Source organism: Hydrogenophaga soli, assembly GCF_054777695.1.
This window is the reverse complement of the sequence record NZ_BAAHAK010000001.1, coordinates 364,551-387,327: the sequence shown is the minus strand read 5'-3', so window position 1 is coordinate 387,327 and position 22,777 is coordinate 364,551. Positions and strand designations below refer to the sequence as shown.

Below are 22,777 nucleotides of genomic sequence, written 5' to 3'. Positions count from 1 at the left end.
ATGCTGAAAACAACCTCCATTCACAGCAGAAATCTTGCAAAACATCTGAGTGCCTTGGCCTGTGTGGCCTGTTTGGTGACAACCCACGCAGCCCCACCCAACACATCCACGGCCATGTCACCCACCGTTCCACCCAACGTGGACACGGCAGGCAACAACAAGCCCATGATGATGTTGACCGCCAGCAAGGATCACACCTTGTTTGGCCCCATGTACACCGACTTTGAAGACCTTGATGGCGATGGCGTTCTCGACGTCACCTTCAAGCCCACCTTCAAGTATTACGGCTATTTCGACGCCACCAAGTGCTACACCTACAGCAGTGGCATGTTTTCCCCGTCGGCCAATGCGTCGATCAACGGGGGGCGATACGTTTGTGGAGGATCGGGCCAATGGGCAGGTAACTTTCTGAACTGGGCGTCCATGACACGCTTGGACATCATTCGAAAAATGTTGTACGGTGGTCAACGTTCCACCGATTCCACCACCGACACCGTGTTGCATGTGGCACGGCTGTCGCGGGACTCTCACTCGTTTGTGAAATATTACAACGGCACCGACATTCGGGATTACACACCCTTCACCACCGCAAACCTTACCAAATCCACGGGCACCAATGCCAACACCTACGCCGGTTTGACCATGTGCATCACCGGCAGCGCACAGGACACAGGTTCCTCCAGCACGGCGCAAATGCGGTTGGCCAAAGGCAACTATCGTTTATGGTCTGTGATTGAAGGCACTGTTTGCAACTTCAGAGACACAGACAACTACACCATCGCGTTTGATTTCAGGTCCAAGCTGAGTCGATATTACGCATCTTCTCAAAGTTATTACGGCGGCGGGTCGGTACCTCACGAAACCAACATTCCGTCTGCCAACACCGATGGTGCCACTTACAGCTCCATTGGCCCCATCCTTAACCTCAAGGTCAAAGTTTGTGTGGATGGCCAAATCGGAGAAGAGCGCTGCCAAGCCTACACCAATGGTTCCACCACGGTCCACAAGCCCATTGGGCTTTTGCAGAAATATGGTAGCGCGCCGTCGGGTACATTACCCTCCTCGGCCAGAGCGGAATTTGGCCTGATCACCGGGTCTTACGACTTGAATCTGAAGGCAGGTGCGCTCAGAAAGAACATTGGAGATCTTTCTGACGAAATCAACCGACTCACAGGGCAATTTTGTTTCAGCAGCGGCGCCAATTGCAGCGGCACCTTGACCGATGGAAGTGGTCGAAACTACACCTCCAGTGGCCTGATCAAAGCGCTCGACTCAATCATCTTGTTTGGCCGTGAATCAGGCAATTATGTTGGTAATGGATATGGAACCTACCCAGACTCTCTGACCAACGGCACCTTCCCGGCTTGGGGAAATCCCTTGGGTGAAATGCTGACACAGGCTTTGCAGTACTACGCCGGTTTGTCATCCACCAACCCGACAAGCACCAGCAATGACAGCGGCGTCGGCATGCCCATTGCCACGTGGAAGAACCCTCTGAGCTATGCCATCAATGTCACGGACAATGGCACCACCTTGGATTGGCGGAAAAAGAACTACGGTAAAGGGGTGTGCCGCCCCTTGAACATGCTGACAATCTCCAGCAGCGCCCTGAGCTACGACGGTGACGATGCTGAAAGCGCTTTTGCGACGCTGCCCAACCGCAGCAGAGGCAGCTTGAGTCAGTTCACCGACGTGATCGGAGTAGCCGAGGGCATTCAAGGAACACTGCGGTCAGTTGGCAACACCAGCTCAGGTTTTGGTGAGGAATGTTCCGCCAAAACCATTCCCTCCCTCAGTGCTGCGTCCGGCATCTGCCCTGTGGCTCCTGCATTGAAAGGGGGCTACAAGATTGCAGGTGCCGCCCTCTACGGAAACACCAACAAAGTCAGCACAGCAAGTCTCCCGTCAGACGCTCCTGCTCATGCCCTCAAAGTGAAGACCTATGCCGCCGCCATGGCTGGCGGGGTTCCACGCGTGGAAGTTCCCATTCCCGGGACATCCCCTCAAAAATACGTTTACATCACGCCGGAGTCCCTGTTCAACCACAATGGAACCCAAGCCATGCCGGGGGCCGTGTTGACTTTTTCGTCCATCAGCTCGTCTGCCACCCACGGTACGTTTGTGGCCACAGTCAATGACGTGCAGTTTGGGGGAGACTACGACGGTGACTTGGCAGGCTTCTTGCGGTATGACTTGATTGGTGGAAACCAAATCAAAATCACAACCGACATCATGGCGGGCATGGGTGGTGCCTCGGCTACCTTCGGATATTCCATCATTGGCACAACCAAAGATGGGCGTTACTTGACGCACGATTGGTTATCACCCGGCAACTATTTCGCCACCCGCACACCCAGCTCGCTCTGTGGATATGCGGGGTACAAGGCATCCACCAATTTGGCGACCGTTTCCCTGGCCTCTAACGGGGTTTTCCCCGGCATCGCGGCGGGGGCCATGGGCACGGGGCAAAGTGGCGTCAATGCGTGCGCGACCGCATCTTCCAACGTCAACACCGACTGTGGCTCGTGGGGTGTTCCCGGCTATCTGTGTGTGAAGAACCAGGACTCACCTGTCTCCATCACGTTTGACATGACTGGAGCTGCCTCAGTGACATTGGAAGATCCTTTGTGGTACGCCGCGAAATACGGCAGCTTCACCCCGGATAGCGAGAGCAGCACTGAGATGCCAGACGCATCTTCAAAGTGGGATGTTGAAAGCAACAACGGTGTCGCATGCAGTTCCAGCGCCTGTCCTGACGGCATTCCAGACGGTTATTTCCTGGCCCGCCGCCCGGACCTGCTGGAAAAGCGTCTGGATGCCCTGTTCGACAAAATCACCTCCAATTCCAACGCGGCACCGGCTGTGTCTTCGGCGCAACTCACCGCCGGAGGCTATGTGTACACCGCAACCTTCAGCAACGACCATCGCTGGGGAACGGTGCTGGCCTACAAGCTGAAGTCCGATGGCAGCTTCGAGACCAGCCCCACCTGGGACGGCTCCAAAACCCTGGCGCAAACGCCCGCCAGTTACCGTCAGGTGATCACCAACATCGGGACGTCGGGGGCTGTATTCACGAAATCTGGCTTGGGCGGCAACGCCGCCGCCCCCTATTTGGCCCTCAAGTCCACGGGAACCGAGACCGAAACGGACAGCCTGATCGATTACATCCGTGGCGACACGACTCACGAAAAAACCCCCGGCAGCACCGAACTCTGGCGTTACCGGGTGCAAGACACGTCATTGCCCGTCAGCTCCACCACCCGTTATCTGATGGGTGCCGTGATCAACTCATCCCCTTGGTTGCAATCCATCCCGGCAGCGCGGCAGTTGCCCAACTTCGGCGCAGAGCCGAAATACAGCACCTTCGTCACGGCTCAGCGCAACAGGCGGGACATCCTGTGGGTGGGCGCAGCCGATGGCATGCTGCACGGTTTTGCCGCTTCGGGAACCGGACTGGGCACACCCGTATTGTCTTATGTGCCTTCGCCCCTGCTGGGACAATTGCGCAGTTTGTCGCTGCCCACGCCCAGCACCGCGAAGAATGCAGGCCCCGGGATGGACGGCAGCCCATTCACCGCAGACGTTACGGTGGCCGGGGCTTGGAAGACGTATTTGTTCAGCAGCCTGGGCCGTGGCGGCAAAGCTGTTTTTGCATTAGATGTGACCAATACGTCCAGCCTGAATGAGTCCAATGCAGGCAGTGTGTTCAAGTGGATGTTCACCTCGAATGACGATGCCGATTTGGGTTATGTGCTTGGAGACGCCAAAACTCACCCGGACTCTGGCCAAGCCACACCCGTGGTTCGAATGCAAAATGGGAAATATGCCGTATTGATTCCCAACGGCGTCAATTCCACGAACGGCAAAGCCTACCTGTACATCTTGTTCGTTGACGGCCCCACAGGGGGCAGTTGGACGGCAGGAACGAACTACGTGAAGCTGGCCACGGACAACGAAACAGGCAACGGTTTGATGGGTGTCACCTGGGCAGACACCGACCGCGATGGCAAGGCGGACACCCTTTACGCCACTGACCTGCTGGGTCGGCTGTGGAAGTTCAATGTCAGCAGCAGCTCTCCTGCCTCGTGGGCGGCTGTGAATGGCAAACCCTTGATGGAAGCCAAATCAGGTGCCAGCCGCATACCTGTGACCACAGCCCCCGTGATCTCATTCCCCAGCGCAGGGGGGGTAATGGTCGGGTTTGGGACCGGCAAGGCCATTGGCACAAACGACTTTCCCGACAGCTCTCTACCTCAGCGGTTCTACAGTGTGTACGACGAAGGCACCACACGTTATACAGCCACAAACACCCCCATTCCTCTCACCAAGATGGTCAAGCGCACAGCCAAGCGTGTGGGCAATGTGACCTACATCGACATTGCGGCCGAAATATCGGGTTCGGTGAAGGTCTCTACCTTCAACAAGGCGTTGTACGACGGCTGGTACATTGAATTCCCACCGTTGTCCTCCTCGTCGTCGGCCACCAACGAGGTGCTCATCAGCACGCCTGAAATTGCGCTGGGCACCTTGTTTTTCACCACGGTTCGGGGAAGTTCAGGCACTGCTGACAAGTGTTTTGGCGATGCCCCGCTGACGGCATTCTGGGCAGTGGACCCTTACGTGGGCACACCCAAGGTGAACAATTTGGGCACCATCACCGTGGGAGGAGACCCGGTCAACATCGTCTCCGTCGACGGTGGTGGTAGCGGCGATCCGACACGCGGTGGTCCTGTGCAAAAGCGAACCGTGGGCATCATGGTGATCAACGGCAAGCGCGTGGTGGTCGGTTTGGGTGCGAAGGCAGATGGCGCTGGAGTGGACACACTCACAGGTGCCGACGTCACACCCTCCCGCAGCCACTGGCGCGAAATCCCCAACATGCGAACCTTGAACTGACATGCGTAACCGTCCCTCATCTGGAATCACCATGACTCAAGCACGCGCTTTCAAACCGGTCCATCAGCGGGGGTTCACGCTGATTGAACTCATGATCACGGTGGCCATCGTGGGCATCCTGGCCAGCATTGCCATCCCAAGTTATGCCGAATTCATTCGCAGAGGAAAGCGCGGCGACGTGCAAAAGCAATTGCTGAACGCACAGATGTGGATGGAAAAGTACTATTCGCAAAACTATCGCTACGACCAAACACCAGCCGGCGTTGCGGTGGTATTGCCCTTCACCCAGTCCCCCGAATCAGGCACGGCAAATTACACCATTGCCTTTGACACTCCGCCAACACGGAATGCCTATAAGCTGAAAGCCACCCGAGTAGGATCCATGGCCTCCGATGCCTGCGGCAACTTCACACTCACCAACACGGGCGTGAAAGACGTGGCAGGCGGCACCAAAACGAAAGACGAGTGCTGGAGCAAGTGAGTCCCCAACCTGCGACAATCGCAGGATGTTCACCGGAATCATCACCGGCGTCGGGCGCATCACCGCCCTTCGCCCTTTGGGCGACAGCGCCCAACATGGCAAACGCCTCACCATCACTGCACCGCCCGGGTACCTGAGCGATGTGAGCCTGGGCGACAGCATTGCGCTCAACGGCGCGTGCATGACGGTCACCACGCTCACCCCGGCCAGCGATCAGTTCACCATCGACATCTCCGCCGAGTCACTGGCCCGCACCAGCGGCTTGGCCGACGAAGGCCGACGGGTCAACCTCGAAAAAGCCCTGGCGGCGCACGAGCGCCTGGGTGGGCACATCGTCTCCGGGCATGTGGACGGGGTGGGCCAGGTCACCCGGTTTGCCCAGGTGGGCGAGAGCTGGGAGCTTCGCGTCCTGGCCCCGCAGGCCCTGGCACGCTTTCTGGCGTACAAGGGCTCGGTGGCCATCAATGGCGTGAGCCTCACCATCAACCAGGTGGTGGATCACGTGGCGGATGGCCCCCAAGGGTGCGAGTTCAGCATCAACCTCATCCCGCACACCGTTGAAAACACCACCCTGGGCGACCTCACCGAAGGTGCCCAGGTCAACCTCGAAATCGACACCGTGGCGCGCTACGTGGAACGCATGCTGCAATGCGGCGCGTTTCCCGCCACCCCCAAGGACATGGCATGACCGCTCCCACTCCCCTGAAACCCGTCCCCATCTCGCCGGTGGAAGACATCGTGGCCGACATGAAAGCCGGTCGCATCGTCATCCTGGTGGATGAGGAAGACCGCGAGAACGAAGGTGACCTGGTGCTGGCCGCCGACCATGTGTCGCCCGAAGCCATCAACTTCATGGCCCGTTATGGCCGGGGCCTGATCTGCCTGACCCTGACCCGCGAGCGTTGCGAACGCCTGCAACTGCCCCCCATGGTCCCGCGCAACGGCACCAAGATGGGCACGGCGTTCACCGTGTCCATCGAGGCCACCGAGGGCGTGACCACCGGCATTTCCGCCGCGGACCGTGCCCGCACCGTGGCCGCAGCGGTCGCCCCCAACGCCCAGGCGTCCGACCTGGTGCAACCTGGCCACATCTTCCCGCTGCAGGCGGTGGACGGCGGTGTGCTGATGCGCGCCGGTCACACCGAAGCCGGCTGTGACCTGGCCGCCATGGCCGGTTGCACGCCCGCCGCGGTGATTTGCGAGATCATGAAGGACGACGGGACCATGGCCCGCCTGCCTGACCTGCAACTGTTCGCCGCCGAACACGGGCTGAAGATCGGCACCATTGCCGACCTGATCGAACACCGCAGCCGCACCGAGTCGCTCATTGCCCCCGTGGGCCAGCGTCCTTTGCAAACTGCCTTTGGCACCTTCACCGCCCATGCCTTCCGCGACAAGCCCAGTGGTGCCTTGCACCTGGCCCTGGTCAAAGGGCAGTGGACTCCCGACACCGTGGTGCCGGTGCGGGTGCACGAGCCCCTGTCGGTGCTGGACACGCTGGAGGTGGGCCGCTCCATGCACTCGTGGAGCCTGGAGTCCAGCCTGCGCTACCTCGACGCCAAAGGCTGTGGCGTGGCCGTGCTGCTCAACTGCGGTGAGTCGGCCGAACAACTGCTGGCCCAGTTCCAGGGCACGGCACGTTCCGCCCAGGCGCCCGAACGGGGCCGCATGGACCTGCGGACCTACGGCGTGGGCGCGCAAATCCTGCGTGAATGCGGCGTGCACAAGATGGAATTGCTGAGCCAAGCCCGCCGCATGCCCAGCATGGCCGGGTATGGCCTGGAAGTGGTGGGTTTTGTCTCCAAGGAAATGAACTGAACATGTTTGGCGCAGAAAAAGGCAAAGCCGACCGCCTCGACGGCAAGGGACTCCGCATTGGCATCGTGCAGGCGCGGTTCAACGAATCCATCACCAACGCCCTGGCCGACGCCGTCACCGGCGAATTGAAGGCCCTGGGCGTGGCCGCCGACGACATCCAGTTGGTGAAGGTGCCCGGCGCCCTGGAAGTGCCCGTGGCCCTGCAGGCCATGGCCGACTCCGAGCAGTACGACGCCCTGGTGGCCCTGGGCTGCATCATCCGCGGCGAGACCTACCACTTTGAACTGGTGGCCAACGAATCCGGTGCCGGGGTGACCCGTGTGTCGCTGGACCACCAGTTGCCCATCGCCAACGCCATCCTGACCACCGAAAACCTCGAACAGGCCGTGGCCCGCCAGACCGAAAAAGGCGTGGACGCCGCCCGTGTGGCCGTGGAAATGGCCAACCTGCTGGAAGAACTGGGTTGAACGCATGACCGACACCACGCCCGACACCGCCTCCCCCTCCACCCCTGCCCCTCAAAGCAAGCGCCCCCGCAAGGCCGCCGACAAATCGGGCCGCACCCGCGCCCGCGAATTTGCGCTGCAAGCCCTGTACCAGCATTTGGTGGGCCGCAACGAAGCGAGCGACATCGACCTGTTCACCCGCGACCTGAGCGGCTTTCACAAGTGCGACAGCGCCCATTACGACGCGCTGCTGCACGGCTGCATTGCCCAGGCCACCGAGCTGGACACCGCCCTCACCCCGCTGCTGGACCGCCCCATGGTCGAGCTGTCGCCCATTGAGCACGGCGTGTTGTGGATCGGGGCCTACGAGCTGAAACACTGCCTGGACGTGCCGCTGCGCGTGGTCATCAACGAGTGCATCGAACTGGCCAAGTCCTTCGGCGGCACCGACGGACACAAGTACGTCAACGGCGTGCTGCACCAGTTGGGGCAGCAATGGCGCGCGCTGGAAGCCGCTGCGCAGCGCAACGGCAGCAAAGCCTGAACGCCCACGCAGCCAGACCGACACCCCATGAGGATTGCCCGCCGCGCCGAGCGCATCGACCCGTTTTACGTGATGGAAGTGGCCAAGGCCGCCAGCCAGATGGCGGCGGGCCTGGGTGCCGATGACGCACCCATGATCTTCCTGAACATCGGGGAACCCGACTTCACCGCCCCGCCCCTGGTGCAACAGGCCGCGGAGCGCGCCGTGCGCGACGGGCTCACCCAGTACACCCAGGCCACCGGCCTGCCCGCGCTGCGCCAGGCCATCAGCGACTGGTACGCCAGCCGCTTCGGGGCCCAGGTGGCCCCCGAACGCATCGTGCTGACCGCGGGTGCTTCCGCCGCGCTGCAGCTCGCCTGCCTGGCCTTGATCGACGCGGGCGACGAGGTGCTGATGCCCGACCCCAGCTACCCCTGCAACCGGCACTTTGTCAGCGCCGCCGAGGGCACGGCGGTGCTGCTGCCCTGCGGGCCGGAACAGCGTTTCCAGCTCAGTGCCGAGCAGGTGCAGGCCGCCTGGGGGGAGCGCACGCGCGGCGTGCTGCTGGCCTCGCCATCCAACCCCACCGGCACCTCCATCCACCCCGACGAGTTGCGCCGCATCGCCCAGGTGGTGCAGGCCCACGACGGGGTGACGCTGATCGACGAGATCTACCTGGGCCTGAGCTTTGACGACACCTACGGCCACACCGCGCTGGGACTGAAGGGTGACGACGGCTCCGCCCTGGGCGAGCACCTCATCAGCATCAACAGCTTTTCCAAGTACTTCAACATGACCGGCTGGCGCCTGGGCTGGCTGGTGGTGCCCACGGCCCTGGTGCCGGTGGTGGAGCGGCTGGCGCAAAACCTGTACATCTGCCCCAGCACCGTGAGCCAGCACGCCGCCCTGGCCTGTTTTGAAGCAGACAGCCTGGCCGAGTACGAGCGCCGCCGCGCCGAGTTCAAGGCCCGGCGCGACTACTTCATTCCCCAGCTCAACCGCCTGGGGCTGACCGTGCCCGTGATGCCCGATGGCGCGTTCTACGCCTGGGCCGACTGCACCGCCGCCTGCCAGGCCTGGGGCCTGCGCACCGACGGCGCCGCCCACGGCAGCTGGGACTTTGCGTTTGAGCTGATGCGACGCGCCCACCTGGCCGCCACGCCGGGGCGCGACTTCGGCACGGCCAACCCGCAGCGCTACATCCGCTTTTCCACCGCCAACAGCATGGCGCAATTGCAGGAAGCCGTGCATCGGCTGCAGCGGGTGCTGGGTTGAATTTCAAGCAAAAACTGCCTCTAGCGCTTATGAATAAAGCGCAAGCAGCTCCTGTTTTTGACATTCCTGTGCGCGTCTACTGGGAAGACACCGACGCCGGTGGCATCGTGTTCTACGCCAACTACCTGCGCTTTTTCGAGCGTGCCCGCACCGAGTGGTTGCGCCACCTGGGCCTGGGCCAGCAGGCCCTGAAAGACCAGCACGGCGGCATGTTCGTGGTGTCGCAGGTGGACATCCGCTACCTGCGCCCCGCCCGGCTGGACGACCGCCTGCGTGTCACCGCCCAACTGACCCAGGCGGGCCGCGCCAGCCTGGACCTGCACCAACAGGCCTGGTTGCTGCCCCCTGAAGACGCAGCCAACACTGCCCCCGTGCTGCTGAGCGAGGCCAAGGTGCGCGTGGGCTGGGTGGACACCCACAACCTGCGCCCCCAACGCATCCCCGCCTTTGTGCTCCGTCTGCTGTCGGCCTGCCAGCCCGGCTGAACTTTTTTGACCCAACACCCTCTGTCATCCCCATGAGCAACAACCTCTCCATCGTCCAATTGCTGATGCACGCGAGCTGGGTGGTGCAGGCCGTGGTGGCCTTGCTGATCCTGGGCTCCATCGCCAGCTGGGCCGTCATCTTCCGCAAACTGTTCGCCCTGAAGCGCGTGGTGAACCTGAACGACGAGTTCGAGCGCAACTTCTGGTCGGGCACCAGCCTGAACGAGCTGTTCGCCACCGCCAACGAAAGCGGGCGCAACGGCGGCCCCATGGAACGCATCTTTGCCAACGGCATGCGCGAGTACCAGAAGCTGCGTGAGCGCCGCATCACCGACCCCGGTGCCCTGCTCGACGGCGCCCGCCGCGCCATGCGGGCCAGCTTCCAGCGCGAGCTGGACACCATCGAAGCCAACCTGGCCTTCCTGGCCTCGGTCGGCTCGGTGTCGCCCTATGTGGGCCTGTTCGGCACGGTGTGGGGCATCATGCACGCCTTCACCGGGTTGGCCAGCATGCAGCAAGTCACCCTGGCCACCGTGGCCCCCGGCATTGCCGAGGCACTGGTGGCCACCGCCATCGGGCTGTTTGCCGCCATCCCGGCGGTGGTGGCCTACAACCGCTATTCACACGACATCGACCGCATTGCCAACGGGCTGGAAACCTTTCAGGAAGAGTTCTCCAACATCCTGCACCGCAGCCTGGGTGCCGCAGCCGCCAGCAGCCAGAGCCCCTCGGGCCGCTGAACCCGGAACCCCCCATGCCCGCCGTTGCATCCCGAGGCCGAGGCCGTGGCCGCCGCGCCATGGCCGACATCAACATGGTGCCCTTCATCGACGTGATGCTGGTGCTGCTCATCATTTTCATGGTGACCGCACCGCTCATTTCGCCCAGCGTCATCAACGTGCCCAGCGTGGGCAAGGCCGCCAAGGCCCCTGACCGTTTTGTGCAGGTGCAGATCGACAAGGACGAAAAACTCCAGGTCAAGGAAGGCACCACCAAGCGCACCGCCACCCTCACCTCGGTGGCCGAACAGGTCAAGGGCCTGATCCAGGACACCGGCCTGCCCAACACCGAGGTGCCGGTGATCATCGCCGCCGACAAGACGGTGAAGTACGAGGTGGTGGTCAAGGTCATGGACACCCTGCAACGCAACGGCGTGCAGCGCGTGGGCCTGTCGGTGCAGACCACCCCCTGAACACCCGCCCCATGACCCCCGCCGCCACGCCCGACAGCCTGCTGCCGCCCGACCCACGTCGCTGGGGCGGGCCCTTGCTGCTGGCCCTGGTGGCCCATGCGCTGCTGGTGGCGGCGTTGACCTGGGGCATTTCGTGGAACAAGGACACCCCCACCGTGGTGGCCCAGGCGGAACTGTGGTCCGCCGTGCCCCGCGTGGCCGCTCCGCGCCTGGTGGACGAGGCCCCCGAGCCCCCTCCGCCGCCGCCGCCCCCCGTGGACCGCACGCCACCGCCGCCTCCGCCCGTGGTGCAACCGCCTGCACGCCCCACACCGCCCACCCCCACCGTGGACGAGCGGGAGGCCGAAATCGCCATCGCCCAAAAGAAGAAGCGCGAGAAGCTGGAAAAGGAAGCGGCTGAAGCGGCACGGCTGAAGGCCGAGAAAGAAAAGGCGGATAAGGAAAAAGCCGAGCGCGAAAAAGCGGAAAAGGCCGAAAAGGACAAGGCCGCCAAGCTCAAGGCCGATCGGGAGCGCCAGGAGAAGGAGCGGGCAGACAAGGCCGCCAAGGACAAGGCGGACAAAGAGAAAGCGGAGCGCGACAAAGCCGCGAAAGAAAAGGCCGATAAAGCCGCCAAGGACAAAGCGGCGAAAGAGCTAGCAGCCAAGGAACAGGCCGCCAAAGACAAGGCTGACAAAGCGGCAAAGGACCAAGCCGCAAGCAACAAAGCGGACTACATGAAACGCATGGCCGGCATGGCCGGGGCCACGGGCGCGGCGGGCAGCACGGGCACCGACACCCAGTCCGGCGGACCGTCCGCGGGTTACGCCGGGCGCATCGTGGGTGCGGTGCGGCCCAACATCGTGTTCACCGACACACCGGTGGGCAACCCCGCAGCCGAGGTGGAGGTGCGCACCCTGCCCGACGGCACCATTGCCTCGCGCCGCATCGTCAAGAGCAGTGGCAACGCCGCCTGGGACGAGGCCGTGCTGAAGGCCCTGGACCGCACCGCCAAACTGCCCCGCGACACCGATGGCCGCGTGCCCGGCACCCTGAACATCACGTTCAAACCCAAAGACTGACCGGGGCCGCTTCCCGCGCCGCAGGCACCGTCATGGTGTGCCGCACCCTGTCGCGCGCACCGCTTTGCCCCCTGACGCGGAGATCACCCCGCCAACGGCACAAGCACGGTGCACCGATCTTGCATACAAGATTGGCATGCGGTTGGCACGGTTTTCGCAATCACGCAGGTCAGAGCGTGTTTCAACCTGACCGGCCCCCCGCGTGAACTCCACCGACATCGCCAACCGCATCGTCGAAGCCATCCTGGCGCAGCGCCTGCAGCCTGGGGCGCGGTTGGGTGAGCAAGCCTTGTCCATGCTGTTCGATTGCAGCCGCACCCTGGTGCGCGAGGCGCTGATGCAGCTGGCTGCACGCGGCATCGTCACCGTCAGCTCGCGCCGCGGCTGGTACGTGGTGCAGCCCTCGCAGGCCGAGGCCCGCGAGGCCTTTGAAGCCCGCCGGGTGATCGAAATGGGCTTGATCCGCAGCGCCGGGCGCATGGGCGGTGCTGCGCTGGACCGGTTGGACGCCCATGTGCGTGAAGAACAGGCCGCCCTGGACGGCGAGGACGTGGGCCAGCGCAGCTACCTGCTGGGCGATTTCCACGTCTGCCTGGCCGAATGCCTGGGCAACCAGCTGCTGGCCGACACGCTGCGCGACTTCACCGCCCGCACCACCCTCATTGCCATGCTGTACCAGTCCACCCACGACGCCCGCCAGTCGTGCGCCGAGCACGTGGCCATCGTTGCCGCACTGCGCCGGGGCGACCACGCCGAAGCCGAGCGGCTGATGGACGCCCACATCGGCCAGGTGCAGTCCGCCCTGAACGTGCAGGCCGACACCGACCCGCTGGCCAAGCTGCGCGCCGCCCTGAGCCCGGTGGACCGCCCGGTCCCACCAGCCGCCCCCCTCGCCGACACCACGGCGTCCGATTCCGCCCCTTCCACCCCCTCGACCTACCTAGGAGCCTTGTTATGACCGCCACCCTCTCCCGCACCAAACGCAGCCTGCTGGCCCTGGGCCTGTGCAGCGCCCTCGCCGCCTCCCTGGGCACGGCCCACGCCCAATCGGCGCTGGACGGCATCAACCACGCCAAGCTCATCAAGATCGCCATCCCCACCGACTTCCCGCCCTACGGCTTTGTGGGCGTGGACCTGCAACCCCAGGGCCTGGACGTGGACATGGCCAAGCTGATCGCCGACAAGATGGGCGTCAAGCTGGAGCTGGTGCCGGTGAGCAGCGCCAACCGCATCCCCTACCTGCAGACCAAAAAGGCCGATCTGGTCATTTCCACCCTGGGCAAGAACCCCGAGCGCGAGAAGGTCATCGACTTCACCTCGGCCTATTCGCCTTTCTTCCAGGCGGTGTTTGCGGCCAAGAGCCTCAGCATCAAGAGCTGGGCCGACCTGGGCGGCAAGACCGTGGCCGTGACCCGCGGCGCCATGGAAGACCAGGAGCTGGGCAAGGTGGCCCCGGCCAACACCGACATCAAGCGTTTTGAAGACAACAACGCCACGGTGTCCGCCTTTGTGTCGGGCCAGACGCAGCTGATCGCCACCGGCGCGTCGGTGGCGGGCAACCTGATGCAGAAGAACCCCCAGCTCAACGCCGAATACAAGCTGCTGCTGAAGGACAGCCCCAACTTCATCGGCGTGGCCAAGGGTGAGGATGCGCTGCGCACCAAGGTGAACGACGTGATTGCGGCGGCCAAGAAGTCGGGCGACCTCGACAAGCTGGCCCAGAAGTGGCTGGGTCGCCCTGCCGGCGACCTGCCCCAGTGAGCCTCCGCGCCTGATCCGCACGTTTGAGCACCCAAGACGGCATGGCCCTCTCGCTTGACTTTGCTGCGGTCACCGCCGAGTGGCCCTTGCTGCTGACCGGTGTGGCCTGGACGCTGGGCCTCACCGCCGTCTCAACCCTGCTGGGCCTGACCCTGGGCGTGTTGTGCGCCTGGGGCCGCACCCAGGGGCCCGCCCCCCTGCGCTGGGGGGTGGCCAGCTACGTGGAGTTGGTGCGCAACACCCCCTTCATCGTGCAGTTGTTCTTTGTGTTCTTTGGCCTGCCCGCGGCGGGTGTGAAGCTCACGCCCGAATGGGCCAGTGTGATCGCCATGGTGATCAACCTGGGGGCCTATGCCGCCGAGATCGTGCGCGCCGGGCTGGACGCCACGCCCAAGGGCCAGATCGAAGCCGCACAAAGCCTGGCCATGACCGAGCGCCAGACCTTTGTGCACGTGGTGCTGCCCCCCGCGCTGCGCAAGGTGTGGCCTGCGCTGGTGAGCCAGATCGTGATCGTCATGCTGGGCTCGGCGGTGTGCGGACAGATTTCCACGCCCGAGCTGTCCTACGCCGCCAACCTGATCCAGAGCCGCAACTTCCGTGCGTTCGAGGCCTTCATCATCGCCACGCTGGTGTACCTGGCCCTGGCCATCGCGGTGCGACAGGCGTTGAACTGGGCGGGCCCGCGTTTTCTGTTCGGAGGCCGCCGTGGTTGATTTTTCGCTGTGGGACATCGTCCGCAACCTGCTGCTGGCTGCCCGCTGGACGGTGGCGCTGTCGCTCATCGCCTTTGTGGGCGGTGGCCTGGTGGGCCTGGGCCTGCTGCTGGCCCGTGCCGCCGGGCTGCGCGGCGCACGCCGGGGCGTGGCCCTCTATGTGCAACTGTTTCAGGGCACACCGCTGCTGATGCAGCTGTTCCTGGCCTATTTCGGCATGGCGCTGCTGGGGGTGGACACCTCCGCCTGGACCGCCGCCGCCGTGGCGCTGACGCTGTACAGCAGCGCCTTCCTCACCGAAATCTGGCACGGCTGCGTGCAGTCGGTGCCCAAGGGCCAGTGGGAGGCCGGGCAAAGCCTGGCCCTGTCCACGGGGGAGCTGCTGCGCCATGTGGTGCTGCCGCAGGCCGCCCGGCTGGCGGTGGCACCCACGGTGGGGTTTCTGGTGCAGGTGGTCAAGGGCACGGCCCTGGCCTCGGTCATCGGGTTTGTGGAGTTGACCAAGGCCGGCACCATGATCACCAACGCCACCTTCAAGCCCTTTCTGGTCTATTCGTGCGTGGCGCTGATGTACTTTGCGCTGTGCTTCCCCATCAGCCTGTACGCCCGCTTCCTGGAGAAAAAGCTCAATGTCCGCCGTTGAAACCCCCTCCACAACCCACCCAGCCTCCGCCGCCACCCCAGCGGCCACCGCCCCTGCAGTGGCCATCCGCGAGTTGCGCAAGTCCTACGGCTCGCACGAGGTGCTCAAGGGCATCACCCTGGACGTTGCCCCTGGCGAGGTGGTGGCCATCATTGGCAAGAGCGGTTCGGGCAAAAGCACGCTGCTGCGTTGCATCAACGGGCTGGAGGTGTTCCAGCACGGCACGCTGACGGTGGACAGCCAGCCCCTGCTGCACGCCGACCCGGTGGCCATGCGCACCCTGCGCCAGCACGTGGGCATGATTTTTCAGCAATTCAACCTGTTCCCTCACCTCAGCGTGGGCCGCAACGTCATGCTGGCCCCGGGCCTGGTCAAGAAGACCGACGCCAAGGCCCTGGAGCAACGCGCCCGCCAGTTGCTGCAGCGTGTGGGCCTGGCCGACAAGTTCGACGCCTACCCCGACCAACTCTCCGGCGGCCAGCAGCAGCGCGTGGCCATTGCCCGCGCACTGGCCATGGACCCCGCCGTGCTGCTGTGCGACGAAATCACCTCGGCCCTGGACCCCGAGCTGGTGGGCGAGGTGCTGAGCGTGGTGGAAAGCCTGGCCGCCGAAGGCATGACGCTGCTGATGGTCACCCACGAAATGAACTTTGCCCGCAAGGTGAGCGACCGGGTGATCTTCATGCACCAAGGCCGGGTGCATGAAATGGGACCGCCTCAAGAGCTGTTTGGCCACCCGCAAACGCCGGAACTGCGGCAGTTCCTGGCGTCCATCCACGGCTGAACGCCGGGGGAAGCGCTCAGCGCGCCACGCCCACCAGGGCGGTGTAGGCGCGACGGGTGCCCTCAGACACCGCACCCAGCACCTGCTGATAGCTGGTCTTGTGGCGGGCCAGCAGGCGGGCGCTGGCGGTGTTTTTGCTGCGGCAAAACCATTGGCAGCTGTGCTGCATGAGGTAGAGCTCGGCGGTCAGGGTGTAGGCCTTGTCGCGCTGGCTGCGACCCGCCTGGTTGGCCACCACGTCGGCAATGCCGCGGGCGTGCAGGCCCAACAACTGGCGCAGGTCGATGGTGGCCTTGGGAAACAGCTGGGTGGCCCGGGGCAATGCAAACGGCAAGCGGCTGACCAGGGTGTGCCCGCCATACACCTTGGCAAAGGCTTCGGCAAAGGCCGAGAACTGGCGGCTCAACTCCTGCTCCATGGATTCCAGTGCGCCCCACAACTGGCGTCGGCGGTCGGCGTCGGTGGTGTCCAGCGCACGCAAATACCCTTCGGTGAGCTGGCCCATGAGGTTTTCCACATGGAAACGGCTGAGGTGCTGCGCCAGCAGGGCCACGCGCCCGGCCTGCTCCATGCGGTTGATGCCCTGCACCGCCAACACCACCAGCATCAACAAACCTAGCCATTCCATGGCGGCACCTCCAAAACTACATTTTTCATAGCAACAACCCCAACGATATAAAGCGCCAGATGCCAAAAAACCTCAAACCCTTCAGTCGTACACCAGCTCGGCCTTGAGCGGGTGGGCCTGTGCGGTCCACATGGCCAGGGCGGCGTCAGAGGGGAAAAACAGCGAGCGCTGGTCCAGCGCCAACTCGCAACGCAGGCCGGGCAGCTCCAGCGCCACCCGCACGGGCAGGCCGCGCAGCAGGTCGCGGGCGTCGTCGCTCCATTCTCCGGCCCCATCGTCGGGTTGGCGCTGCGGCGGGTGGGCGGCCACCAGCTCGGCCACCGGCAGTTCGCGGCCCTGAACCTGGGGGTTGACGCCCACGCGCAGGTACTTGCCAAAGCGGCAGCGGGCCTCGGGCAGGCTCCAGAGTTTTTGCACCTTGAAGCGCAGCCCGCCCGAGAAACGGTCGTTCTGCACCACGCCCTGGGCCAGCACCAGTTCGTCGTCCTTCAGCAGGTCGCGGTACTGGTTGAGCATGTTTTCGTCGGCGCTGGCCTCGATGGCACCGGACTTGTCGTCCAGCTTGAACAGGCCCAGCTTGCCGCGCTGGCCGTTGATGACGCGCAGCTCGGTCACGATGCCGGCCAGCAGCTGCGGGTCGCGGCTGTCGGCCACCTCGCCGATGCGGATGCGGGCAAAGCGGCGCACCTCGGCCTCGACCTCGTCGAACAAATGGCCCGAGAAGTAAAACCCGATGGCGGTTTTTTCGTGCCCCAGGCGTTCGCGCACGCCCCAGGGGGCGCACTCGGCCAGTGGCGGTTCGGCCTGGCTGCTGCCATGGGCGTCGCCGTCGTCGAACACGTCGAACAGCCCGCCCTGGTTGGCATTGGCGGCGGCGGCGGCGGCAAATTCAAACGCCACCTCCACGCTGGCCAGCAGGGCAGCGCGGTCCAGGTGGATGCTGTCAAACGCCCCGGCCTTGATCAGGGCTTCCACCGTGCGCTTGTTGACTCGGCCTTTGTCCACGCGCAGGCAGAAGTCGAACAGCGAGCTGAACGGCCCGCCCGCCTGACGTGCGGCCACGATGGTTTCGATGGCCTGCTCGCCCGTGCCCTTGATGGCCCCCAGCCCATAACGCACGCAGGTGTTGCTGACGGGCTCGAAGCGGTAGGCCCCGCGGTTGACATCGGGCGGCTCGAAGGAGATGCCGAAGGTGCCCGCGTCGGCGTGCAGCACCTTGAGCTTGTCGGTGTTGTCCATTTCCACCGTCATGTTGGCGGCGTAGAACTCGGCGGTGTAGTGGACCTTGAGCCAAGCGGTGTGGTACGCCAGCAGCGAGTAGGCGGCGGCGTGCGACTTGTTGAAGCCGTAGCCCGCGAACTTTTCCATCAGGTCAAAGACCTCGTCGGCCTTTTCCTCGCTGATGCCTTTTTCCGCCGCGCCCTTGCGGAAGATGGCCCGGTGTTCGGCCATTTCCTCGGCTTTCTTCTTGCCCATGGCGCGGCGCAGCATGTCGGCGCCGCCCAGGCTGTAGCCGCCCATGGCCTGGGCGGTCTGCATCACCTGCTCCTGGTAGACCATGATGCCGTAGGTCTCGGCCAGCACCTTCTCCACCAGCGGGTGGGGGTAGATCACCTCCTCGCGCCCGTGCTTGCGGGCCACGAAGCTGGGGATCAGGTCCATGGGGCCCGGGCGGTACAGGGCGTTGAGGGCGATCAGGTCTTCCAGGCGGCTGGGTTTGGCGTCGCGCAGCATGCCCTGCATGCCGCGGCTTTCAAACTGGAACACGGCCTCGGTGCGCCCCTCGGAAAACAGCTTGTAGGTGGCCCGGTCTTCCAGCGGCACGTTCTCGAACGCAAACTTCTCCTGCCCTGGGTGGCGCTTGCGGATGAACTCGGCAGCAATCTCCAGGATGGTGAGCGTGGCCAGGCCCAGGAAGTCGAACTTCACCAGGCCCACGGCCTCCACGTCGTCCTTGTCGTACTGGCTCACGGCCGATTCGCTGCCGGGCTGCTGGTACAGCGGGCAGAAGTCGGTGAGCTTGCCCGGGGCGATCAGCACGCCCCCGGCGTGCATGCCGATGTTGCGGGTCATGCCCTCCAGCTTCTGCGCCAGCTCGATGAGGGTTTTCACGTCCTCTTCCTGCACCAGCCGCTGGGCCAGCACCGGCTCCATGGCAATGGCGTAGTTGTTCTTGTCGCCGTCCACCGGCGGGTCGGGCGGGTATTGCAGCGTCACGCTCATGCCCGGCTTGTTGGGGATGAGCTTGGAAATGCCGTCGCAAAAGCCGTAGCTGAAGTCCAGCACCCGGCCCACGTCGCGGATGGCGGCACGGGCCGCCATGGTGCCGAAGGTGGCGATCTGGCTGACCGCGTCCTTGCCGTACTTGGCCTTCACGTAGTCGATCACCCGGTCGCGGTTGGACTGGCAGAAGTCGATGTCGAAGTCGGGCATGGACACCCGCTCCGGGTTCAGGAAACGTTCGAACAGCAGGTTGTACTTGAGCGGGTCCAGGTCGGTGATGAGCAGCGCATACGCCACCAGCGAACCCGCCCCGGAGCCCCGGCCCGGCCCCACGGGGCAGCCGTTTTCCTTGGCCCACTGGATGAAGTCCGACACGATGAGGAAGTAGCCCGGGAACCCCATCTTCAAGATGGTGTTCAGCTCGAACTCCAGCCGCTCCACGTAGCGCGGGCGCTCCTTCTCGCGCTCGGCCTCGTTGGGAAACAGGTGGATCAGGCGGCCCTTCAGCCCCTCGTGCGACACATGGCGGAAATAGTCTTCCACCGACATCACCACCCCATCGACCGGCGGAATGGGGAAATTGGGCAACTGGGGCTTGCCCAGCACCAGGGTCAGGCTGCAGCGTCGGGCAATTTCCACCGTGTTGGCGATGGCGCTGGGCACATCGGCAAACAGGGCCTCCATCTGGGCGCTGTCCTTCAGGTACTGCTCTCGGGTGAAGCGGCGCACGCGGCGGGTGTTGGCCAGGATTTCACCCTCGGAAATGCACACCCGGGCCTCGTGGGCCTCGTAGTCATCAGGTGTCAGGAACTGCGCCGGATGGGTGGCCACCACCGGCAGGCCCAGGCGGGCGGCCAGCGGCACGGTGGCCTGCACCAGGCGTTCGTCTTCCGGGTGGCCGGCGCGTTGCAACTCCAGGTAGAAGCGGTGGGTGAACACGCTGGCGGCCTGCAAGGCCACGTCGGCGGCGCGGCGCTCGTCACCGGCCAGCAGGGCCTGGCCCACCGGACCGCTGCCCGCACCACTGAGCATGATGAGGCCGCCGTTGAGCTCCTGCAGCCATTCCCAGGTGATGACGGCCTGCTCGCGGTGCACGTTGCGCGTCCAGCCCCGGGCCAGCAGCTCGCTCAGGTTGAGGTAGCCCTGGCGGTCCTGTACCAGCAGCAGCACCCGCGGCAAGGCCTGTGCCGACGGCGGCACCACCTGCCCGGGCAGCGGGGCCTCGGGCCCGCCCAGGCCCTGCACAAACACCTCGGTGCCCAGCACGGGCTTCACACCCGCGCCGCGTGCGGCCTTGTAGAACTTGATGGCCCCGAACATGTTGGACAGGTCGGTGATGGCCATGGCGGGCTGGCCATCGGCGGCGGCGGCGGCCACCGCATCGTCGATCCTCAGGGTGCCGTCGACGACGGAAAACTCGGTGTGCAGGCGCAAATGGGCAAACATGCGGTCGATTGTAGGAAGCCCGGCAAAAAGTCCTTCAGCGCCCCCGTTTTTGGCCGAAGTGATGGACAAGAATGCCACCGTTCAACCCAGGAGCCCCGATGTCCCGCCTTGCCTTTGTTTCCCTGACCGCCGTGGCCGCCTTGCTCCAGGGCTGCGCCCAGCGCCCCCTGACCATGCCCTACGCCACCGCCGCCACCAACGCCGCAGCCCCCGTGGTGGCCCCGGCCCCGACGGCCCCTGCGCCGACCGCGCCTGCCACGGTGCATGCCCAACCCACACCCCCTGTGGCACCGATGGTCGCGCCCATGCCCATGCACGCGTCAACCCCTTCGGGGGGGGGCGGCCACACCATGAATTGCGCCCCCATCACCGAGTCGCAGGTGGCCCAGCTGTTTGACCGCTGGAACGCCTCACTCATGACCCACGACCCGCGCAAGGTGGTGGAGAACTACGCCCCCCACTCCCTCCTGCTGCCCACGGTGTCCAACAAGCCGCGTTATTCGGTGGAGGACAAAATCGACTACTTCGTGCACTTTCTGCACGACGGCCCGGTGGGCAAGATCGACCAGCGCTTCATCCAGGTGGGTTGCAACACGGCGCTGGACGCCGGGCTGTACACCTTCACCTTCTTCAAGACGGGCAAGGTGGTCAACGCCCGCTACAGCTACACCTACGGTTACGTGAACGGGCAGTGGCTGATCACCAGCCACCACTCGTCGGGCATGCCCGAACCCGTGGCACCGCCCCCCGAGGCCGCCCCGGTCCACGCCCCCGCCGCGGACGCCCACACCCCGGCCCCCGCCAAGGCCGCCCCCAAGGCGGCGGCCAAAGCGCCCGCGCACTGAAGCCGCCACACCCGCCAACCCTGCCGATCCAAGCAAGGCACAGGTGGGCCGAGGCGCATTGGATTATTCATAAGAAAAATTGCCTCCAGCGCTTTCATTTAAAGCGCTGGCAGCTATCATTTTTAATGAACCACGCGTTGAAGGAAATGGTTCGTGCGAGCGCAGTGAGGCCCCCTTTCCCAGGCCTTTGACCTGCGCCCGGACGTCGCATTTCGACGCATTCGTTCGCCCACAACCCATGGATTGAAAACCCATGCTGCCCAATGGCTTTTCCTGCTTCTTGAGAGGGAAAGACGATGGGAAACACATGCGCCCGTGGTGTCGGCGGTTCTCATGCGCCCACGATCCGCGAAGACCCTTTGCAAAGGACGCCTCGCAACACCCCCGCACCGGGGCAATTGCCATGGCATGAGCTGAGCCGCCGCCCACCCCCCTCCTCAGCCGACAGTTCGACCGCCCCCCGTCGGTATGTGTCGCTGTCGAACGCCGACGATCCGCGCCTCGATGCGTTGTCGGCGGGGCGACATGGAAAAGAGGTCATGCAGGTGTCTGCCGAGACGTTCGACAGGATGTCTTTGGCGCACGACATTCTGTTGAAAACCGCCTTTGAAACCTTTCCGGATGGTCCGGGGAATCAAGCGGCCCATGTCTGGATGAGTGGCGGACGCAGTTGGATGCGCAAGGAAATGTGCCGCAGCCGTGTCGATGAACAAGCCAGCCAGGACCAACAGGTCAAGGCCACCAAGGAGACGGGTGGGGGCAATTGCGGTGAATTCGCCAGAATGGTCTTTGCGGAATTCCAGCGCCACCCACGGGACCAGCCGGTGCTCAAGGTGATGGAATCGGGCGAGCACAGCCTGGTGATCGTGGGGGATTGGCGTGCGCCGCAGGCCGGCGACCATGCCGTGGTGGTGGACCCCTGGCAAGGCCTGCCAAAAGTACACACCTATGGCGAGAGAAGCAACCCCACACAGCCTTTGATCACCGCGACCCAAGAACCCGGTGCGCCCCTGCGGGCTCCGGCCAAGCTGAAAGCCGCATTCGCCCTCAGCCCTGTCTCCAATGAAGCGGTGGATGCGGAAATCAGGAAGAAGTCCAATGTCGGTGTGGCCAGCGGCCCGCAATATGCACGCGAGGTGCTTCGTCAGCACAAACAGGTCCTGTTCGACAGCATCGCCAGCACCGAAAACCTGCACACGGTCTATCGAGATCCGAATGGGCGGGAGTCGGCTTTCAACAGCTTGCCACCCGCCTACCTTGAAAACTATTTGAGTGGCCGTGACGCCATTGTCAAAAAGTTTGGTTGAGTGGTTCCACGGCGAGGCCCAGCACAGGCCCTGCGTCTGGCGAGAGAAGCCGCTGGACTGCGTCGGCCAAATCCATCTATTTTTTGATATGTCAAGGTATTAAATCAATATTTGACGCATATCAATAATGGTTCATACCATGCGTCACTTTCCGGTGTCGTGTGGAGCCCCCTGCGGGCGTTTGATGTGGCAGCGGAACAGGTTGTGAAAGCGCAAGCGGGCGGCTTCACAAGGTCTTTTCTGCCCGCCG

At 64.0% G+C, this 22,777-nt stretch carries 19 protein-coding genes and 1 pseudogene; 18 read left to right on the top strand and 2 right to left on the bottom strand.

The genetic code is table 11. The features are described 5' to 3' along the window. The 16 genes from ACYVB7_RS01740 to ACYVB7_RS01665 all read left to right on the top strand — a co-directional run bounded on the left by ACYVB7_RS01740 (position 1) and on the right by ACYVB7_RS01665 (position 16,078). On the top strand, positions 1–4,896 hold the full coding sequence (locus ACYVB7_RS01740; protein ID WP_460504829.1) for a pilus assembly protein: 4,896 nt from the start codon (positions 1–3) through the stop codon (positions 4,894–4,896). Between the two features lie 31 nt (positions 4,897–4,927). Further along, positions 4,928–5,377 (top strand): type IV pilin protein, encoded by a 450-nt coding sequence (locus ACYVB7_RS01735; protein ID WP_460504828.1) that lies wholly within the window; start codon positions 4,928–4,930, stop codon positions 5,375–5,377. A gap of 25 nt (positions 5,378–5,402) precedes the next feature. Continuing rightward, complete coding sequence (locus ACYVB7_RS01730) at positions 5,403–6,065, top strand: riboflavin synthase (RefSeq protein ID WP_460504827.1); 663 nt, start codon at positions 5,403–5,405, stop codon at positions 6,063–6,065. Beyond that, positions 6,062–7,195, top strand: coding sequence for a bifunctional 3,4-dihydroxy-2-butanone-4-phosphate synthase/GTP cyclohydrolase II (gene ribBA, locus ACYVB7_RS01725; RefSeq protein ID WP_460504826.1), 1,134 nt, complete (start codon positions 6,062–6,064; stop codon positions 7,193–7,195). The genes ACYVB7_RS01730 and ribBA overlap by 4 nt, the downstream gene beginning before the upstream one ends. A gap of 2 nt (positions 7,196–7,197) precedes the next feature. Next, positions 7,198–7,662, top strand: a complete 465-nt coding sequence (ribH, locus tag ACYVB7_RS01720; protein ID WP_460504825.1) for a 6,7-dimethyl-8-ribityllumazine synthase — start codon at positions 7,198–7,200, stop codon at positions 7,660–7,662. A gap of 4 nt (positions 7,663–7,666) precedes the next feature. After that, positions 7,667–8,185, top strand: coding sequence for a transcription antitermination protein NusB (gene nusB / locus ACYVB7_RS01715; protein WP_460504824.1), 519 nt, complete (start codon positions 7,667–7,669; stop codon positions 8,183–8,185). A gap of 27 nt (positions 8,186–8,212) precedes the next feature. Continuing rightward, positions 8,213–9,439 (top strand): pyridoxal phosphate-dependent aminotransferase, encoded by a 1,227-nt coding sequence (locus ACYVB7_RS01710; protein WP_460504823.1) that lies wholly within the window; start codon positions 8,213–8,215, stop codon positions 9,437–9,439. Positions 9,440–9,468: 29 nt separating this feature from the next. Then, positions 9,469–9,924, top strand: a complete 456-nt coding sequence (ybgC, locus tag ACYVB7_RS01705; RefSeq protein WP_460504822.1) for a tol-pal system-associated acyl-CoA thioesterase — start codon at positions 9,469–9,471, stop codon at positions 9,922–9,924. A gap of 32 nt (positions 9,925–9,956) precedes the next feature. Next, positions 9,957–10,664 (top strand): protein TolQ, encoded by a 708-nt coding sequence (gene tolQ, locus ACYVB7_RS01700; protein WP_460504821.1) that lies wholly within the window; start codon positions 9,957–9,959, stop codon positions 10,662–10,664. A 14-nt stretch (positions 10,665–10,678) separates the two neighbouring features. Then, positions 10,679–11,116: a biopolymer transporter ExbD gene (locus tag ACYVB7_RS01695; RefSeq protein WP_460504820.1), complete on the top strand. Its 438-nt coding sequence runs from the start codon at positions 10,679–10,681 to the stop codon at positions 11,114–11,116. Positions 11,117–11,127: 11 nt separating this feature from the next. Next, entirely contained in the window at positions 11,128–12,177 is a 1,050-nt protein-coding gene (gene tolA / locus ACYVB7_RS01690; RefSeq protein ID WP_460504819.1) for a cell envelope integrity protein TolA, read from the top strand. Positions 12,178–12,379: 202 nt separating this feature from the next. Then, positions 12,380–13,135, top strand: a complete 756-nt coding sequence (locus ACYVB7_RS01685; protein WP_460504818.1) for a GntR family transcriptional regulator — start codon at positions 12,380–12,382, stop codon at positions 13,133–13,135. Then, positions 13,132–13,938, top strand: a complete 807-nt coding sequence (locus tag ACYVB7_RS01680; RefSeq protein ID WP_460504817.1) for a transporter substrate-binding domain-containing protein — start codon at positions 13,132–13,134, stop codon at positions 13,936–13,938. Before ACYVB7_RS01685 ends, ACYVB7_RS01680 begins: the two co-directional genes overlap by 4 nt. A gap of 41 nt (positions 13,939–13,979) precedes the next feature. Beyond that, positions 13,980–14,651 carry an amino acid ABC transporter permease gene (locus ACYVB7_RS01675; RefSeq protein ID WP_460504816.1) on the top strand — a complete coding sequence of 224 codons (672 nt, stop codon included), beginning with the start codon at positions 13,980–13,982 and terminating at the stop codon, positions 14,649–14,651. Further along, positions 14,644–15,294 (top strand): amino acid ABC transporter permease, encoded by a 651-nt coding sequence (locus tag ACYVB7_RS01670; protein ID WP_460504815.1) that lies wholly within the window; start codon positions 14,644–14,646, stop codon positions 15,292–15,294. The genes ACYVB7_RS01675 and ACYVB7_RS01670 overlap by 8 nt, the downstream gene beginning before the upstream one ends. Then, positions 15,281–16,078, top strand: coding sequence for an amino acid ABC transporter ATP-binding protein (locus ACYVB7_RS01665; RefSeq protein ID WP_460504814.1), 798 nt, complete (start codon positions 15,281–15,283; stop codon positions 16,076–16,078). Before ACYVB7_RS01670 ends, ACYVB7_RS01665 begins: the two co-directional genes overlap by 14 nt. Positions 16,079–16,094: 16 nt before the next feature. On the opposite strand, the gene ACYVB7_RS01660 is transcribed toward ACYVB7_RS01665, so the two are convergent. Then, positions 16,095–16,706, bottom strand: coding sequence for a hypothetical protein (locus ACYVB7_RS01660; RefSeq protein WP_460504813.1), 612 nt, complete (start codon positions 16,704–16,706; stop codon positions 16,095–16,097). A gap of 81 nt (positions 16,707–16,787) precedes the next feature. Further along, positions 16,788–20,375 carry a DNA polymerase III subunit alpha gene (gene dnaE / locus ACYVB7_RS01655; RefSeq protein WP_460504812.1) on the bottom strand — a complete coding sequence of 1,196 codons (3,588 nt, stop codon included), beginning with the start codon at positions 20,373–20,375 and terminating at the stop codon, positions 16,788–16,790. Positions 20,376–20,725: 350 nt separating this feature from the next. Between dnaE and ACYVB7_RS01650 the strand changes: the two are divergent. After that, positions 20,726–21,106 (top strand): annotated as a pseudogene (locus ACYVB7_RS01650) (DUF4440 domain-containing protein); the annotation flags it as partial. 653 nt (positions 21,107–21,759) lie between these two features. Further along, positions 21,760–22,527 carry a hypothetical protein gene (locus ACYVB7_RS01645; protein WP_460504811.1) on the top strand — a complete coding sequence of 256 codons (768 nt, stop codon included), beginning with the start codon at positions 21,760–21,762 and terminating at the stop codon, positions 22,525–22,527. Positions 22,528–22,777 lie beyond the last annotated feature (250 nt).

Coding starts and splice junctions, on each gene's coding strand:
- ACYVB7_RS01740 (WP_460504829.1), top strand. CDS start 1: ATGCTGAAAACAACCTCCATTCACAGCAGAAATCTTGCAAAACATCTG.
- ACYVB7_RS01735 (WP_460504828.1), top strand. CDS start 4,928: ATGACTCAAGCACGCGCTTTCAAACCGGTCCATCAGCGGGGGTTCACG.
- ACYVB7_RS01730 (WP_460504827.1), top strand. CDS start 5,403: ATGTTCACCGGAATCATCACCGGCGTCGGGCGCATCACCGCCCTTCGC.
- ribBA (WP_460504826.1), top strand. CDS start 6,062: ATGACCGCTCCCACTCCCCTGAAACCCGTCCCCATCTCGCCGGTGGAA.
- ribH (WP_460504825.1), top strand. CDS start 7,198: ATGTTTGGCGCAGAAAAAGGCAAAGCCGACCGCCTCGACGGCAAGGGA.
- nusB (WP_460504824.1), top strand. CDS start 7,667: ATGACCGACACCACGCCCGACACCGCCTCCCCCTCCACCCCTGCCCCT.
- ACYVB7_RS01710 (WP_460504823.1), top strand. CDS start 8,213: ATGAGGATTGCCCGCCGCGCCGAGCGCATCGACCCGTTTTACGTGATG.
- ybgC (WP_460504822.1), top strand. CDS start 9,469: ATGAATAAAGCGCAAGCAGCTCCTGTTTTTGACATTCCTGTGCGCGTC.
- tolQ (WP_460504821.1), top strand. CDS start 9,957: ATGAGCAACAACCTCTCCATCGTCCAATTGCTGATGCACGCGAGCTGG.
- ACYVB7_RS01695 (WP_460504820.1), top strand. CDS start 10,679: ATGCCCGCCGTTGCATCCCGAGGCCGAGGCCGTGGCCGCCGCGCCATG.
- tolA (WP_460504819.1), top strand. CDS start 11,128: ATGACCCCCGCCGCCACGCCCGACAGCCTGCTGCCGCCCGACCCACGT.
- ACYVB7_RS01680 (WP_460504817.1), top strand. CDS start 13,132: ATGACCGCCACCCTCTCCCGCACCAAACGCAGCCTGCTGGCCCTGGGC.
- ACYVB7_RS01675 (WP_460504816.1), top strand. CDS start 13,980: ATGGCCCTCTCGCTTGACTTTGCTGCGGTCACCGCCGAGTGGCCCTTG.
- ACYVB7_RS01665 (WP_460504814.1), top strand. CDS start 15,281: ATGTCCGCCGTTGAAACCCCCTCCACAACCCACCCAGCCTCCGCCGCC.
- ACYVB7_RS01660 (WP_460504813.1), bottom strand. CDS start 16,706: ATGGAATGGCTAGGTTTGTTGATGCTGGTGGTGTTGGCGGTGCAGGGC.
- dnaE (WP_460504812.1), bottom strand. CDS start 20,375: ATGTTTGCCCATTTGCGCCTGCACACCGAGTTTTCCGTCGTCGACGGC.
- ACYVB7_RS01645 (WP_460504811.1), top strand. CDS start 21,760: ATGCAGGTGTCTGCCGAGACGTTCGACAGGATGTCTTTGGCGCACGAC.